Annotated in this window: 11 protein-coding genes and 1 pseudogene; 5 read left to right on the forward strand and 7 right to left on the reverse strand. The window is 69.5% G+C overall.

The genetic code is table 11. The annotated features are described in order from the left end of the window. Positions 1-2: 2 nt before the first annotated feature. Together OG580_RS34230 and OG580_RS34235 are read right to left on the reverse strand one after the other, a co-directional pair. Positions 3-449 carry a hypothetical protein gene (locus tag OG580_RS34230; protein WP_267047541.1) on the reverse strand — a complete coding sequence of 149 codons (447 nt, stop codon included), beginning with the start codon at positions 447-449 and terminating at the stop codon, positions 3-5. Positions 450-490: 41 nt separating this feature from the next. Further along, a complete protein-coding gene (locus tag OG580_RS34235; RefSeq protein ID WP_267047542.1) occupies positions 491-814 on the reverse strand; it encodes a hypothetical protein in 324 nt (107 codons plus the stop codon). 567 nt (positions 815-1,381) lie between these two features. On the opposite strand from OG580_RS34235, the gene OG580_RS34240 reads away from it, so the two are divergent. The 4 genes and pseudogenes from OG580_RS34240 (at position 1,382) to OG580_RS34260 (ending at position 7,615) form a co-directional block, all read left to right on the forward strand. Then, the gene (locus tag OG580_RS34240; RefSeq protein ID WP_267048250.1) at positions 1,382-1,615 is read left to right on the forward strand and encodes a hypothetical protein; all 234 of its coding nucleotides are present in this window, start codon (positions 1,382-1,384) and stop codon (positions 1,613-1,615) included. 43 nt (positions 1,616-1,658) lie between these two features. After that, a pseudogene (locus OG580_RS34245) lies at positions 1,659-1,895 on the forward strand (RNA polymerase subunit sigma-70); the annotation flags it as partial. 334 nt (positions 1,896-2,229) lie between these two features. Continuing rightward, the gene (locus tag OG580_RS34250; RefSeq protein WP_323182661.1) at positions 2,230-5,076 is read left to right on the forward strand and encodes a glycoside hydrolase N-terminal domain-containing protein; all 2,847 of its coding nucleotides are present in this window, start codon (positions 2,230-2,232) and stop codon (positions 5,074-5,076) included. Positions 5,077-5,227: 151 nt separating this feature from the next. Continuing rightward, entirely contained in the window at positions 5,228-7,615 is a 2,388-nt protein-coding gene (locus OG580_RS34260; RefSeq protein ID WP_267047543.1) for a ricin-type beta-trefoil lectin domain protein, read from the forward strand. Between the two features lie 45 nt (positions 7,616-7,660). Here the strand turns inward: OG580_RS34260 and OG580_RS34265 are convergent, their stop codons facing one another. Beyond that, a complete protein-coding gene (locus tag OG580_RS34265; protein ID WP_267047544.1) occupies positions 7,661-8,938 on the reverse strand; it encodes a DUF2254 domain-containing protein in 1,278 nt (425 codons plus the stop codon). 243 nt (positions 8,939-9,181) lie between these two features. On the opposite strand from OG580_RS34265, the gene OG580_RS34270 reads away from it, so the two are divergent. After that, positions 9,182-11,032, forward strand: coding sequence for a glycoside hydrolase family 15 protein (locus tag OG580_RS34270; RefSeq protein WP_267047545.1), 1,851 nt, complete (start codon positions 9,182-9,184; stop codon positions 11,030-11,032). Between the two features lie 12 nt (positions 11,033-11,044). Here OG580_RS34270 and OG580_RS34275 read toward each other — a convergent pair whose 3' ends face one another. From OG580_RS34275 to OG580_RS34290, 4 genes are all read right to left on the reverse strand, one after another. Continuing rightward, positions 11,045-12,820, reverse strand: a complete 1,776-nt coding sequence (locus tag OG580_RS34275; RefSeq protein WP_267047546.1) for a sodium:proton antiporter — start codon at positions 12,818-12,820, stop codon at positions 11,045-11,047. A gap of 63 nt (positions 12,821-12,883) precedes the next feature. Beyond that, positions 12,884-13,942 carry a cytochrome d ubiquinol oxidase subunit II gene (locus OG580_RS34280; protein WP_267047547.1) on the reverse strand — a complete coding sequence of 353 codons (1,059 nt, stop codon included), beginning with the start codon at positions 13,940-13,942 and terminating at the stop codon, positions 12,884-12,886. Next, a complete protein-coding gene (locus tag OG580_RS34285) occupies positions 13,939-15,420 on the reverse strand; it encodes a cytochrome ubiquinol oxidase subunit I (protein ID WP_267047548.1) in 1,482 nt (493 codons plus the stop codon). Before OG580_RS34285 ends, OG580_RS34280 begins: the two co-directional genes overlap by 4 nt. A 42-nt stretch (positions 15,421-15,462) precedes the next feature. Beyond that, positions 15,463-16,302: an SDR family oxidoreductase gene (locus OG580_RS34290; protein ID WP_267047549.1), complete on the reverse strand. Its 840-nt coding sequence runs from the start codon at positions 16,300-16,302 to the stop codon at positions 15,463-15,465. Positions 16,303-16,453 lie beyond the last annotated feature (151 nt).

The raw sequence follows: 16,453 nt of genomic DNA on the forward strand, positions 1-16,453 counted from the left end.
CCTTAGAGCCAGCGGCTGACAACAGCTTGATCGTCGCTCACCGGCCTTGCCGCCGGGTTGGCGTTCAGGCCGGCAAGCTCGAGTGGACCCTTGTCCCGGCTCACCAAGCTGCAGGCACCGGACGCTGCAGCCACCCACTCGACACTGAAGCGCTCAATCGCAATCACCCGATCGGTGGCCAACTCGAAGAAGCTCACGGAAGGGAGCGCAGTATGCGTGAAGGAGAAGGGGAGCAAGCCGATGCCGTGGCCCGCGATGATGCCGAGCACGGCCGACCACAGCGGTAGTCGTCCGGCCGCGCCCAGCGCGAGGGCGCCGATGACGGCTCCGATGCCGAAGGCGACCCAGTAGGCGCCGAGCAGCCCCACGTCGGCGTGGAGTTCGGCCGTGACGAACAGAGGCAAGGCGACTTCCACGGGGCCGAAGGCGAGGTTGAACACCCAGGTCACGGCGAGCAGACCGAGGAGTTCCGGCTGACGGAGCAGAATGCTCAGCCCCCGTGGTGCGCTGTCGGTACTGGTACCGGTACCGACAGCGCTTCCGGCGATGGGGGCAGGGTGGTGCGGCTGGTCTGGAGGGCGAGCAGGGCGAACGTGGCGGCATCGAACCCGATGATCCAGGCCGGGGACGCCACTTCCGTGAGGAGGCCCGCGAGAGCAGGGCCCGCGATGGTCGCACTCCACAGGCTGGTGCTGAGCACACTGTTGGCCGTCAGACGCTGGTCGTCGGAGAGCAGGGGGACGAACAGGGCGTGCTTGCCTGCCCTGCCCCAGGCGTGAAGCAGCGAGGAGGTGCTCAGAAGCCCGATGTACACGTCCGGTGTAGGGCATCGTCAGGATGTCGCTGTGGGCCACCTCGCCCCTGACCTTCGGCCTGCCCAAGCGCAAGCACCACCTGGCCACCGCGCCGAAGGCGTCCGCTGCCGAGCAGGTGGTCGCGTAGCCGCCAGGTCGCGCTTCACTATCTCGAGCCACTCGACGCCGTGGTCACCGGTGAATCCACCGTTGCAACCGGCAAACGGCCCTCATTCCCCGCCTGCCCTGGCGCTCCGTGTCGAGAAGGTCCGCATCAGCTGCTTCCGCTACGTCCGCAATCCGAGAGGAACCGTCCCGCGTCGCGTCCGGAACCCCGTTCACCCGGCGAAGAACTCCCTCCTCTGAAGGAGAAGACATGTCCACCCAGGCCGCGCCCGCAGTCAACGCGTCGCCCTCCCCCTGGCTGGCCGCCGCCAGGGCGATCGCCTTGCTCACGGTGAGCCCGGGGCCATAGCCCTGACCATCCTCGGTCTTGAGTCGCTGCTCGGGTACGTCGGCTTCGGCCTCGGCGCCGCCACCATGATGCTCATCGGCAACCCCTCTCGGGCACCGCGACCGCACCCGAGATGTTGCCCAGCTGGTCCGGCGCCCTCGGCCAACTGCTCTCGCCCGGTGCCGGAGGCCAACTGCTGCGCTCCACCGCCTTCTTCGACGGTCACGCCGCCGCCTGCTCCGCCACCGTCCTGGCGACGTGGCTCATGCTCGGTCTGGTGCTGTGCCTGGCCGGCAGCCTGCGCCGCCGCCCTACCGCCACCGTCGAGGACACGGCCGCGCAACCGGCCGCGCACGCGACGGTCTGACCGCCTCCTCGCCCACCGACTCGGCGCGCAACACCCCACCCGCTTCAAGCCCACGCCGGCGAAGCGGCGACTGGTCGGCGGCACACCGGCCATCCACTACGCGGTCGTCAACGGCGCCCCCGCCATCCTGTTCGTCCTCGGCGATCGGGTCATCGGCGCCGTGACGTTCGACAACGCAGGCGGCAGGATCGCGACCGTGCGCGGCATCTCCGCCCCCGCCCGCCTCACCGCAGCCTGGCGGGAGAACGGACCGGACGCGCCGCTCGTCGCCCAGTGGTGACCCCTGACGGTCAGGTGAGGCCCATCGGACCGTGCGCTTCTCCTTCCGTGAATGCCGCAGCACCCCGAGGTGTGAATCACATAGGAAATGTTCAACCCTGTCAGGCGGCGTCGCGGTCACTCTCATCACTCACACGTCAGTGACCTCGACTCTTCGGCGATAGGGCGGATATGTCATGGACCTCCAGGTCCAACCATTGGGAGCGCTCTATCTCGATAATCGTCCTTTCCCATAGGAAATTCGCGCAGGATCCCTTGACAGCCCTTCGGCCTGCCCGCTGCACTGCTGCCCTGTTGCCGGGCCCCGGCAGTCTCTCCGAAGGAGCCCTCACACCGTGTCAGACCGTTCCGCCTTCCTGCCGCCCTCCTCCGCCGACGCCCCGTCGGGGCTGTCCCGCCGCGGCCTGCTGCGCGCCTCCGCGTCCGTCGCCGCACTCTTCGCGCTCGCCTCGCTCCCCGAGTTCACCTCGCCCGCCGGCGCCGCGACCCGCCCCGACACCCTGTCCCTGGTGCCGGAGGCCGAGGCCGTGACGCTCTGGTACAAGCAGCCGGGCAAGGCGAGTCTGATCATGAACGAGGGCCTGCCCGTCGGAAACGGCCGGCTCGGCGCCATGACGACCGGCGACCCGAGCCATGACACGCTGATCGTCACCGACGGCACCCTCTGGACCGGCACCGCCAACACGAGCCTCGGCTCCGACGGTCAGTTCCCTTACGACACAGTCCGCTTCGGCTCGTTCGGCATGCTCGCCAAGGCTTACCTCGACCTGCCCGCCCACACCGCCGGGGCGATCACCGACTACCGCCGAACCCTCGACCTGAGCAACGGCCTGGCCACCGTCACCTACCGGCTCGACGGGGTCACCTACCGGCGCGAGGTCTTCGCGAGCCGGCCCGACGATGTCCTGCTCGTCCGCCTGACCCAGAGCGGCGGCGGCTCCCACACCGGCTCGATGACCCTGGCCGGCACCCGCGGCGAAACCGTGACCGCCGACTCCTCCACCGCCGAAGTCTCGTTCGCCGCGGCGCTCCCCAACACGCTCAAGTACGCCACCGTGGTGAAGGCCGCCGGCGTCGGCGGCATCCTGTCCGCGACCGGCGCACAGGTCACCTTCACCGGGTGTACCGAAGTGCTCCTGGTCGTCTCGGGCGGCACCAACTACAAGGCCGACGCGTCCGTCGCGTACAAGGACGCGTCCCTCGTCCCGCTGACCGTCGCCCGTGCCAGGGCCGCGACGGCCGCCACGGTCTCCGGCTCGTCGCTGCTCGCCACCCACGTCGCCGACTTCCAGCGGCTCCAGGGCACGATGACGCTCGACCTCGGCACGTCCACGACCACACAGAAGGCCATGGACACCCCGTCCCGCCTCGCGGCACGCGCCGCAGGTGCCACGCCCGACCCCGAACTGGAGGCTTCCTACCTGCAGTTCGCCCGCTACCTGACGATCTGCGGCTCGCGCGACGCGATGCCGACCAACCTCCAGGGGCTCTGGGTCGACACCAACACCCCGGAGTGGATGGCCGACTTCCACACCGACATCAACGTCCAGATGAACTACTGGCTGCCCGACCGGGCCGGGCTCGCGGAGTGCTTCGACGCGTTCACGGACTACTGCGTGGCCCAGCTGCCCGGCTGGGAGGCGGCCACCAGGAACCTCTTCCAGGAACCCCGCAACGGCTTCCGCAACTCCAAGTCCAAGGCGGCCGGCTGGACCCTGGCGATCTCCACCAACATCTGGGGCGGAAACGGCTGGTGGTGGCACCCGGCCGGCAACGCCTGGGTGTGCAACTCGCTCTACGAGCACTACGAGTACACCCAGGACACCGCCCACCTGGCGAGAATCTATCCCTTGCTGAAGGGCGCCTGTCAGTTCTGGGAGGCTCGCCTGATCACCACCACCGTGACCGACGCCGTCACGGGCGCCCGGCGTCAGGTGCTGATCGACGACCACGACTGGTCGCCCGAGCACGGACCGACCAACGCCCGTGGCATCACCTACGCCCAGGAGCTGGTTTGGCAGCTGTTCCACAACTACCGGGCCGCCGCCGCAGCCCTCGGCGTCGACGCCTCGTACGCCTCGACTGTCGCGGGCCTCCAGAGCCGGCTGTACCTGCCGCAGGTCAGCGCCACCAGCGGCTGGCTCGAGGAGTGGATGACCGACGACAACCTCGGCGAGACGGCCCATCGCCATCTCTCCGCCCACGTCGGACTGTTCCCCGGGGACCGGATCAACCTCCAGGACTCTCCCGCCACGCTGGTCGCCGGTGCCGCCAAGCTCCTCGAAGCACGCGGCATGACGAGCTTCGGCTGGGCGAGCGCCTGGCGGGCGATGTGCTGGGCCAGACTCAAGTACCCGGAGAGGGCGTACCAGTTGGTGACCGAGGTGATGCGGCCGACCGTCAATCACAGCAACGGCAGTGCCATCAACATGTTCGACTTCTACGCGCTCTCGGCAGGCGGATCGGTCTTCCAGATCGACGCCAACTTCGGTACGCCCGTGGCGATGCTGGAGATGCTCGTCCAGTCCCGCCCAGGCCGGGTCGAGCTGCTGCCGGCGCTGCCGAAGGCGTGGGCCGGCTCGGGATCGGTCACCGGAGTCGGCGTACGGGGCGGCTTCACGCTCGACCTGTTCTGGTCGTCCGGCCAGGTCACCGGCGCCACTCTGCACGGCGCCCCCGGCCGCTCCACGACCGTCGCCTTCGGTGACTGGTCCCAGGCGGTCACCGTCCCGGCGGGCGGCTCCGTGACCGTCTCGCCGTCGGCCCGGTACACGGTCTTCCAGCTGGTCAACCGCAGGACCGGTACCACCGCGACCGTGCCCGGCGGCGCCTCGTCGGCGGGCACCGGCCTCACTCTGGCCGCGCCCGGTTCCGGGGCGAGCCAGCAGTTCCGCTTCGTGCCCGTGGGTGACGGCCTGTACGAGATCCACACCACCCACGGCGCGACCCCGCTGGCCTGGGACGTCAGCGGGGCCTCCACGGTCGACGGCTCCCGGCTGATCCAGTGGCAGCCCTCGCACTCCGCCAACCAGCGGTTCTGGCTCACCGACACCGGCGGCTACGCGACGCTCACCTGCGCCCACAGCGGAAAGGTCCTGGCTGCCACGGCCGACGGCTCGGCCATCGAGCAGCGCACCCCAAGCGGCGACCTCGGCCAGCAGTGGCGCCGCGTCGGCGCCTGACCGCCCGTACCCGCAACACGCCGGCTTCCAGGCCGGTGACGTCATCGGCCTGAGCCTGGGCGCCTACCTGGCCTGCGAGGAGCGGGCGGTCGGGCTACCCGGTTGACCACGCGATCCGATCGACCGACCCACCTCTTCCGAAGGAGCACACATGTCCCGGGCGCAAGCCTGCCGTACGGCCCTCACGGCCGTCCTGATCCTGTTGCTGGGAGCGCTGACGAGCATCGCGGCTCCCACCGTCGCCGTCGGCGCCGGTCCCACCAACTCGATCACGCTCAACGGGACCAAGCCAGGCCGCGTCTTCGACGGCGTCGGCGCCATCTCCGGCGGCGGTGGCAACTCGCGGCTCCTGGCCGACTACCCCGAGCCGCAGCGCGGCCAGCTGCTCGACTACCTCTTCACACCCGGTTACGGGGCCTCACTCCAACTGCTCAAGCTGGAGATCGGCGGCGACACGAACTCCACGGACGGAGCCGAGCCGAGCATCGAGCACACCCGGGGCCGCGTCGAATGCGACAACGGCTACCAGTGGTGGCTGGCGGAACAGGCGAAGGCCCGTAACCCCGAACTCGTCCTGGCGGCCCTGGCCTGGGGCGCGCCGGGCTGGATCGGCGACGGGAACTTCTGGTCCCAGGACATGATCGACTACTTGGTGACCTGGATGGACTGCGCGCGCTCGCACGGTCTGACCGTCGGCTACCTCGGCGGCTGGAACGAGCGCGGCTTCGACAAGGTCTGGTACCGGAACCTCAAGAGCGCGCTGGTGGAGCACGGCTACGCCGGGACGAAGGTGGTCGGCGCCGACACCGGCTGGGAGGTCGCGGACGCCATGGCGAAGGACCCGGCGTTCGACGCCGCGGTGGATGTCGTGGGCGTGCACTACCCCTGCGGCTACCTCGGCGCGTACACCACCTGCCCGAGCACCCAGACCGCCCAGCGCCTGGGCAAGCCGCTCTGGGCCAGCGAGAACGGCTCCCAGGACGCCGACGGCGGAGCGGCGGCCGTGGCGCGGTCCGTCAACCGCGGTTACCTCGACGGGAGGATGACGGCCTACTTCAACTGGCCGGTGATCGCCGCCCTCTACCCGAACCTGTACTTCTCCACCGACGGCATGTCGATCGCCAACCAGCCGTGGTCGGGCAACTACCACATCGGCAGGACCACTTGGGTGACCGCGCACACCACGCAGTTCACCCGCGTCGGCTGGCGCTACATCGACTCGGCCTCCGGCTACCTCGGCGGCAACCGCACCAACGGCAGCTACGTCACGCTGCGCGCCACCGACGGCGCGGACTACAGCACGGTCATCGAGACCATGGACGCCACCGCCGACCAGACGGCGAGCTTCACCGTCAGTGGCGACCTCTCCCAGGGCCAGGTCCACGTGTGGGCCACCGACGTCAACTCCCCTGACAGCACGCGGCACTTCGTCCACCAGCAGACCGTCACCCCGGTCGCCGGCAAGTACACCCTCACCCTCCGGCCGGGTCACGTGTACACCGTGACGACCACCACCGGCCAGGGCAAGGGCACGGCCACCCCACCGGCCCGCTCCGCGCTCGCCCTGCCGTACACGGACGACTTCCAGACGCCCGCGACCACCACCTCGCCCCGCTACTTCTCGGACATGAACGGCGCCTTCCAGACCGTGCCGTGCGGTGGCGGCCGCACCGGGACCTGTCTGCGCCAGATGGCCGCGACGAGCCCGATCCGCTGGACCGACGAGCCGTACAACGCCCCGTACACGATCATGGGCGACGGCAACTGGAGCAACTACACCGTCTCCGCCGACGTCCTCTTCGAGCAGGCCGGCTCGGTCGAACTCCTCGGCCGGGTCAACCAGCAGGGCCGTAACAACAACGGCCTCAACGCCTACCACCTGCGATTCAGCGACACGGGCGCCTGGTCCATCGACAAGAGCGACACGGCCTGGAACTTCACCACGCTGGCCTCCGGAACGACCACCGCGCCCGGCACGGGCGGCTGGCACACGGTGTCCTTCACCCTCCAGGACGCCACCCTCACCGCGTCGATCGACGGCGTCGCGGTCGGCAGTGCCACGGACTCCTCGTTCACCCACGGCCAGCCCGGTCTCGGCGTCACCGGTTACCGGACCGACCAGTTCGACGACTTCTCCGTCACCCCCGGCACGCCCGGCACCTCCCGGACCGGAGCGGTCGCTTCGGCCCTGCCCGGCAAGTGCGCCGAAGCCCTGGACGACTCCTCCGCCGACGGAGCCGTGGTCCGCGTCGCCGCCTGCGACGGCCGGCCCGCGCAGACGTGGACCTGGGCGAACGGCCTCCTCACCCACAACGGCAAGTGCATGGACGTCTCCGGCCAGGGCACGGCCAATGGCACCCTCGTGCTCCAGTGGGCGTGCAACGGCGGCCCCAACCAGCAGTGGACGCCGCAGCCCGACGGCACCCTGAAGAGCGCCCAGTCGGGCCGCTGCCTGGACGCGCCGACCTCCGGAACGAGCGACCAGCTGAGGATCTGGGACTGCACCGCCGGCGAGAACCAGCGCTGGATCCTGCCCTGATCGCCTGATCGCCTGACCCCGGTCCGGATTCCGGGCATCGGCAGGCTATTGCCCGCCGATGCCCTGGTGGTCCGCCTGTTCCGCGATGGCTCGGCGGGCCGGGTCGGTGAACTCCCGCTCGACCGCCTCCTGCAGGAGGAGCGACTGCGCGCGTACGGCGGCGTGCTGCGAGGCCGGCAGCGCGTCGAGCAGGCCGTCGAGCATGGCTCGGAGCCTTCGGCAGATCTGCACGGACGAACTTCCGTAGTCACGGATCTCGCAGACGGCGAGTTCGAGGTAGTCGTCCCAGTCCCGGCCCGGGAGCACGAGCCGCGCGTGCCCGGCGCGATCGGCCAGGACGTACCGTCCGGGCAGCCGCGTGGTGCCGACCGTGTGCAGGAACCACTCGATGTAGTTGATGACCTGCACCGCGGTCGTGGGGTCGTTCACCGCAGGGGAGAGGGCCCTGATCGCGACGTCGACGAGGACTCTCAGCGCGAAGGCGGGATCCTGTTCGATCGTACGCTCGGCCCCGAGGGCGACATGGCTGTTCACCCGCTCCGGGTCGGGTCGGGAGGTGCCTCCATGGACCTCCACCAGCACGGTGCCGGGCGGTATGAAGTCCCCGATCAGCCGGGTCACGACGAAGACGCAGTCGTGGCGGGCCGCCTCCGCGACCAGACCGGCCACGTCGAAGGCCTGAATGGCTCCACCGCGCATGGTACGGATCTGCAGCACCGAACCGTCGGACGGTACGCCTCCGTATCCGCGGGGCGCGGCACCCCGGATCGCCGCGGCGCCCTCGGTGAAGACGGTCTCTCCCATGCGGGCGACCAACTCCGCGACGGCCACCGGTCGGAGGCTGTGGGTGAACCGGTTGAGGTAGACGAGCAGGAGTACCAGGCTCACGGCCACCGCAGCGCCGGCCAGGGTGACCCCGAGGTCGGGGACCGACGCGGATTCGACGCTCCGCAACAGGGAGAAGGCGAACGCGAACGTCCCCGTGAAGGTCGCCAGAACCGCTTTCTGCAGCCGGTCCCGGTACCACAGGCGCATGTACCTGGGGGAGAGGGTTCCCGTGGCCTGCTGCACCACCAGCACGCCGATCGTGACGACGAACCCGAGCAGCGCCACCATCGCGCCCACGATGGCGGTGAGCACGCCGCTCGCCGTCGTGGCGGAGTAGTGCCAGCCGCTCGGCGGCCAGTCCGCGCTGTCGGCGGCGAGGGCGGCCTCGGCGAGAACGGCTCCGAGGACGAGACCGATCATCGGCACGATCCACAGACTGGCCTTGACGTACTGCCGCAACCTGAACCTGTCCGCCCAGGACGTCATGACACTCATGCCACGCTCCTTCGCGGGAGGAGTCAGGTATTTGTGAGGCACGACGCGACGACGGGTCCCCTCCACCTCACGGTAGGACGATTCCCGGACCGGCGCGCTGTGGCAGCGCCATCACCCCGCGTCACCGGCTCGCCAGGACGGAGCGACACCCTCGGCCTAAGCTGATCGGGTGCCGTCCGGTCCACCTCACCCCCGGTGCGCAGGTGCGCCGCATGTGGTCGACCGGGCTGAAAGGGGCCCGCGATGGAGGACTATCCCCTGATCGAGGACCATGGTCTGATCGGTGATCTGCAGACCGCGGCGCTCGTGACGACCGATGGGACGATCGACTGGTTCTGTTGTCCCCGGTTCGATGCGCCCAGTGTCTTCGGCTCTCTGCTCGACCGGCGCAAGGGCGGCCACTTCAGCGTGCGGCCGGTTGCGGAGACGTACACGACCAAACAGCTCTACCACCCGGACACGGCCGTCCTGGTGACGCGCTTCATGACGGAGGCCGGAGCGGGGGAGGTCGTCGACTTCATGCCGGTGACCGGAACCACCGCGACGGACCGGCACCGTCTCGTCCGCATGCTCCGCTGCGTACGCGGCAGCATCACGTTCGAAGGGGAATTCGCTCCGCGCTTCGACTACGGCCGCAAGCCGCACGAACTGCACGTCTCCGAGCACGGCGCGCTGTTCACCTCGGAAGACCTGGACTTCGCCGTCCACCCCGTTCGCGAGCCGCAGGACGAGCGGCTGCTGCGCATCCGCCGGGGAGACGACGACGACCTGTGCTTCTCCTTGAGCCTGCGGGCGGGGCAGCAGCGCGGCCTGGTCATGGAATCCGCCCCCGACGGGCCTCCGCGTGAGATCCGCCTGGAGGAGTTCGAGCGCCTCTTCGACGAGACGGTCGGCTTCTGGCGCTCTTGGCTGGGGCAGTCCACCTACTCCGGACGGTGGCGGGAGGCGGTGGAACGTTCGGCCGTGACGCTGAAGCTCATGACCTACGCGCCGACCGGCGCCCTGGTCGCCGCGCCCACGGCGGGCCTCCCCGAGCAGCTGGGCGGGGAGCGCAACTGGGACTACAGGTTCACCTGGATCCGTGACGCCTCGTTCTCGGTGTACGCCCTGCTGGGCCTGGGATTCAAGGAAGAGGCGTCCGCGTTCATCACCTGGTTGCAGGACCGGGTGAAGCAGGAGGCCGGACAGGGGAACGGCTCCGGGCCGCTGAACATCATGTACCGGGTCGACGGCTCCGCCGACCTGGTCGAGGAGACCCTCGGCCACTGGGAGGGATACCGCGGTTCCGCGCCGGTCCGCATCGGCAACGGAGCGGCGAGCCAGCTCCAGTTGGACATCTACGGCGAGGCGCTCGACAGCATCTACTTCGCCCACCAGCACGGCATGCATCTCGACCACAGCGGCTGGAAGGCGCTGCACACCCTGATCGACTGGTTGGCCGACCACTGGGATCAGCCCGACGAAGGGCTCTGGGAGACTCGCGGAGGCCGGAAGGACTTCACCTACGGTCGCGTCATGTCCTGGGTGGCCTTCGACCGCGCCCTGCGGATCGGCTACGACGACGGCCGTCCCGCGGCCGGCGGACGCTGGGTTGACGCGCGGGACGAGATCTACGCACAGGTGTACGACCGTGGCTGGGACCCGGGGAAGCGGGCCTTCGTGCAGCACTACGACGACGACGTGCTCGACTCGTCGCTGCTGCGTATGTCGACGGTCGGCTTCATCACGCCGGGCGACCCCCTGTGGCAGTCCACTCTGGACGCGATGGACCGCGAGCTGGTCAGCGACAGCCTCGTCTACCGCTACAACCCCGAGGCGTCCCCCGACGGGCTGCGCGGCTCCGAGGGAACCTTCTCCCTGTGCACGTTCATGTACGTCGACGCCCTGGCCCGGGCCGGACGCACCGACATGGCCAGGCTGGTGTTGGAGAAGATGCTCACGTACGCCAACCACCTGGGGCTGTACTCCGAGGAGATCGACCTGACGGGACGGCAGTTGGGCAACTTCCCCCAGGCCTTCACTCATCTGGCGCTGATCGACGCCGCGATCACGCTGGACTCGATGCTCCAGGACAAGCGGCGCGCCGGACGGTAGGCCGCGAGAGTCTCAGCGCGATGCGGTGGTGGGCGCGGGCCCGAGGAGAACGACGGTGTCACCGTCCTGTGGCACGGTTTTCCTTCTCTCCGTGACGGGGTCCAGCCGGTGGTCGGCGCGTACCACGAACAGCGTGTCGGATTCCGGCGGCAGCGGGGCGGTGGCCGGCTGCACCATGAACCGGGCGCCCCGTCCGTAGCGCTCCGCGAGGGCGCGGCCGACCAGGGAGTGGCCGAAGAGGATGTCGCCGCCGGTGTACGGAGCGACCACGCCGTGGCTGTCGTGCGGTGGACCCACCCGGTAGACGGGGCCTTCGACGTTGTCCTGCATCACGATCGAGGCGAGCGCGTTGAAGTCGTCGTCGTCGGTGGCCAGGAAGACGGCCGTCACGCCCTCCAGGCGAGCCCCGGGGTTGATGGCCGTGGCCAGCAGATCGCCCTTGGCCAGCTCGAGGCCCGCCCCCTTGATCCGTTCCCGTTCCTCGTCGAGTCCCGCCCACATCAGCACGTCGAGGCCGGCGGACCGCAGCGCCCTGCCCAGGTCGACCACCCAGGACTCGCCACCCACCAGGAGTACGCGGGTGCCCTCCGCCTTGACGACCCCCAGCCGTCTGGCCACCGGCGCCGCCGTCAGCGCGTAGAGCAGAACGGTCCCCACGATCACCAGGAAGGTGACGGGGAGGACCTTCGCAGCCCCGGGCACACCCCGTTCCACCAGGCCGGCGGAGAAGGCCGAGGCCGTCGCCGCCGCGACGATGCCGCGTGGGTCCATCCATCCGACGAAGGCGCGCTCGCCGCGTGAGAGGTCCGTGCGCGCCGCGGCGCCGAAGGCCACGATCGGGCGGACCACCAGGACGAGGATCGCGATCAGGCCGAGCGAGGGAAGGAGTACCGGCACCAGGGACGCCGGGGTGACGGTGGAGGAGATGGAGACGAACAGCAGTCCGATGATCAGCTGGACCAGGGTCTCCAGGAACGGGCGGCGCGCGGGCATGTCGAAGCCACGGATGTTGGAGACGGCGAGGCCGGCCAGGATCGCGGCGATGAGCCCCGTGTCGTCCCGCACGATGTCACAGCCCGCCGAAACGCCGATCACGATGGCGAGCTGTGCCAGTGTTCCCAGGGTCTCGCCGAGCCGCAGGGTGCGCAGCGTGAACCACAGCAGAGCGGTTCCCACGACCCCGCCTACCAGCCCGACGGCGAGGCTGAGGGCGAACTGACCCAACTGGTAGCCCCGACCGATGTCGATCCGGTGTGACGAGGCGACCGCGTGGAAGGTGAGGGCACCGAGGATGGCGCCGATCGGGTCGGTCAGCGTTCCTTCCCAGATCAGGATGCGCCGTACCTTGTCGCTCGGCCGCACGAAGTCGAGGATCGGCCCCACGACCGTGGGCCCGGAGACGACGAGGATCATGCCGAGCATCGCGGCCACGCGCAGGGGCATGTCGAACATCGCCGGCGCCACCGTCCCCGTGACGAGGAAGGTGAGCAGCACGCCGTACACGAGCAGCCTGCCCACGATCCCTCGGGTGTGGTGGGCCAGTTTGCGCAGGTCGAGTCCCAGGCCGGCGTCGTAGAGGATCACCGCGACGGACAGCGACACGATGGCGGAGAAGTCCGGCCCCAGCAGCTTCTCCGGGTGAATGACGTCCGTGATCGCTCCGGCGGCGAACCCGACGGGAAGCAGGATGATCAGGGCGGGGACGCGCAGCTTGCTCGCCAGGATCTGCGATCCGGTGGCGAGCACCACCGTCAGGGCGAGCCCGAGAAGGATCTCGTCGTCGGTCACAGCGGCTTCCTTCCTCGGAATCTGGGCGTGAGGCGCGTCGCCAGGGTCAAGGTGAACTCGCGGTCAGAGGTCGGGTGCCGCACCGTCACCTGTAGTGCCGTTCTCTCTTCGCAGTTCGGCATCGGTGAGCTCTTCGAGCTCACCGTGGGTGTCGAGCCAGTAGAGGAGGACGACGGCCGGAACGACGAGCACCAGGGCCACCAGGGTGACGATCGCCAGCCACGTCAGCGTGGCGGGCGAGCCCGCGGCGTCGGCCACGGTCAGCGAGGTGGGGAGGAGATAGGGGCGCTGGGCCGTACCCCAGGCGATGACGGCCGACGCGACGACGGCGATCGCCGTGACACGCATCCAGGCGCTCGGGGGCCGCAGGAGCAGCACCATGGTGGCGAGGGCGGCCGCTCCGGCCACGACGAGGAAGAACAACCCCAGGCCGTGGGTGAGTCCGTGCCACACATAGGGGGAGTCCTCGTGGGTGACGAACCCGGTGACCACCGCCAGCACGGTGAGTACGGCGAGACTGCACAGCGCCCGCCGCCTGAAGTAGCCGACCAGATCGGGCGCGTCGAACCTGCGGGCGTCTCCGGTCAGGAACACCGCGCCGAGGAAGGCCGTGGTCGCGACGGCGACGAGCCCGAACACGAGGGAGGTGGGGTTCATCCAGGCGTCGGCCGAGGCCTCGGTGCCGGGAGCCACGCGCTCCGACGCGACCCCGCCGACGGCGGCACCGAGGAAGAACGGCGTGACGAGCGAGGCCACGGCGAACACGGCACCGTACAGGCGTCGTCCGGCGAGCCGCCGGGTGGGCTTGCGGAAGGCGAAACCGGCGCCACGCAGGACCATGCCCACCACAGCCAGGGCCAGCGGCAGCCACATCGCGGAGAACACCGTCTGGAAGAGGGTGGGGAAGCCGGTCCACATGACGACGAGGACGAAGACGAGCCAGACGTTGTTCACCTCCCACACCGGAGCCATGGCGTGGTCGATGAGCCACCGGGGGCGCCGACCGCGTTCCGTTCCTCCGGCGGTCAGATCCCAGAAGCCCGCCCCGTAGTCCGTGCCACCGGCGCAGGCGTACGCGGTCACGGCCAGGAGCAGCACCACGGCGATGAGGTCGGCTGTCACGAGCGGTCACTCCCGAGTCGGCCGGTCCCGTCCCCGGCGGGGGGGACGTCTCCCACGGGAAGGGGGGCTCGCGGTCCGTAGGGGAGGTCGTCCTCCGGCGGATGGCCCGAACCTGCCGCGGCCTGCTGCAGGTCGGCGAAGCGCCACCGCGTGCGCATCTTCAGCAGGACGACGAGGAACGAGCAGAAGAGGAACGCGTACACCACCATCACCACACCGAGCATGATCCACAGGCTGGTGGAGCGGGTCGACGTCACCGCCTCGGCGACCCGCATGTTCTGGTACACGATCCAGGGCTGGCGTCCCACCTCCGTGGCGACCCAGCCGCACTCGACCGCCACCACGGAGGCCACGCCCGCACAGGCCGCCGAGCGGTAGAACCACGTCGAGGCGGGCAGCCGGCGGTGCCGCAACCAGACGAACCCGTACCAGAGGGCGAGCAGCACCAGCGCGGATCCGATCAGGACCATGATGTCGAACGCCCAGTGGGTGATGTTCGCCTGTGCCACGGTGGGGCGCTGGTCCGCCGGGACGGAGGTCAGTCCCACCACCTCGGTGTTCGGACTGAACCCGGCCAGCACCGAGTCGAGCAACGGGACCTTGATGCCGCCCGAGACGGTGCCGTCCTCGTTCAGGCGCCCGAAGAGGTACTCCGGCACCCGGGTGTCGGTCTTCCAGACGATCTCCATGGCGGCGAACTTCACCGGCTGCTTGTGGAACACCGACCGGGCGATGGAGTCGCCGAGGACGAGCTGGACCGGGGTGGCGACGGCGGCGATGGTGAAAGGAACGGTGAAGCCGAGCCGGTGGTAGCGGTCCCGGCGGCCGCGCAGCCATCCGACGGCATAGACCCCGGCCACCATGAAGCCCGCGGTGAGAACCATCGCCACGACGAAGTGCCAGTACTGCGGCCCGAACATCGGTGTGAAGATCGCCTTCCAGACGTTCACGTCGACCGGGTTGCCCTCGGAATCGAGCGAGAAGCCCTGCGGCGTGTTCATCCAGGAGTTGGCGGCCAGGATGCCGAACGCTCCGAGCAGCGCGGCGAACGGCAGGGGCAGTCCGAGGAGGAAATGGGTCCGCGGCTTCAGCCGCCGCCATCCGTAGAGGTAGATGGCGATCAGCACGGCCTCCAGGAAGAAGGCCCAGGCTTCGACGCCGAATCCGATGCCGAAGACATCACCCCACCGTCCCATCAGGCCGGGCCAGAGCAGACCGAACTCGAACGACAGCACCGTGCCGGTGACGATGCCGAGCGCGAACTGCACCGCCATGACGGCCGACCAGCGCCGTGCCAGGAGCAGTGCCGTGGCGTCCTTGTGGCGCAGCCCGCGGTAGTGCATGACCAGGGTGATGAAGGGGAAGGCGACGCCGAGGGGTACCAGGATGATGTGGGAGGCCAGCGTGAAGGCCATGAGTTCCCGGGCCGGCAGGAGTTGGGCCGGGGCATCCGCCAGCAGGTGGAGCGAGGTGGACATGCAAGCCTTCGCTGTTCGGGAACGAGAGTGTCTGGGAGAACGTCATCCACCCGTGGCGAAGCCTGGGAAGAGGGTCATGCCGCCGTCGACGTACAGGGTGGTTCCCACCACGTAGTCCATGAGGTCGGAGGCGAGTGCGACGACGGCGTGGGCGATGTCCTCGGGGTCGCCGATCCGGTCGTACGGAATGAGCCGCAGGAGGTCCTTCCGTGCTTCGGGCGTCTCCCAGGCAGCGCGGTTGATCGGCGTCCTGATCGCCCCCGGGGCGACCGCGTTCACCCGGATCTTCTCCGGTGCCAGCTCCTGGGCCAGGGTCTGCATCATCATCTGCACCCCGCCCTTCGAGGACGCGTAGTTGACGTGGCCCGACCAGGGGATGAGCTGGTGCACCGAACTCATGCAGATGATCTTCCCGGCGGAGCGGGAGACCTCGGGGACCACGCCCCGGCGCCGGAACTCCCTGGTCGCCTCCCGGGCGCACAGGAACTGACCGGTGAGGTTGACGTCGATGACCTTCTGCCATTGGGCGAGTGTCATCTCCGTGAGCGGGGCGTCCCGCTGCAGTCCCGCGTTGGCCACGAGAACGTCGATGGTGCCGAACTCCTGGACCATCCGGTCCATCATGGCGACGACCTGGTCCTCCTGCGACACGTCGGCCTCGTACGCCGCGGCGCGCACACCGTACGAGGTGATCTCCTGGACGACCTCTTCGGCGGCCTCTCGGCCTGCCACGTAATTCACGACCACGTCGGCACCCGCTCGGCCCAGACCGATGGCCGTGGCCTTACCGATGCCCGAATTGGCACCGGTGACCAGCGCCTTCTGGCCGTGCAGCAATCGCGCCGGGATCACGCTCTGCGGGGCACCCGCTGTGGACTCCATGCCGCCCTGCCTTCTCGTTACACGGTCGCGCCGGCCCGGGACCGGGATGGCCGGGCCTCTCACGCAATCACCCGATGAGATGGGCGGCATTTCCTGGGAAGCGTCTTTGGGTCATTGGGCCCAGCAACTTCGTCCGGACGGGCCAGCGGCC

Origin of the sequence: Streptomyces sp. NBC_00094, from assembly GCF_026343125.1 — a bacterium.
In the GTDB taxonomy this organism is placed as follows: Bacteria; Actinomycetota; Actinomycetes; order Streptomycetales; family Streptomycetaceae; genus Streptomyces.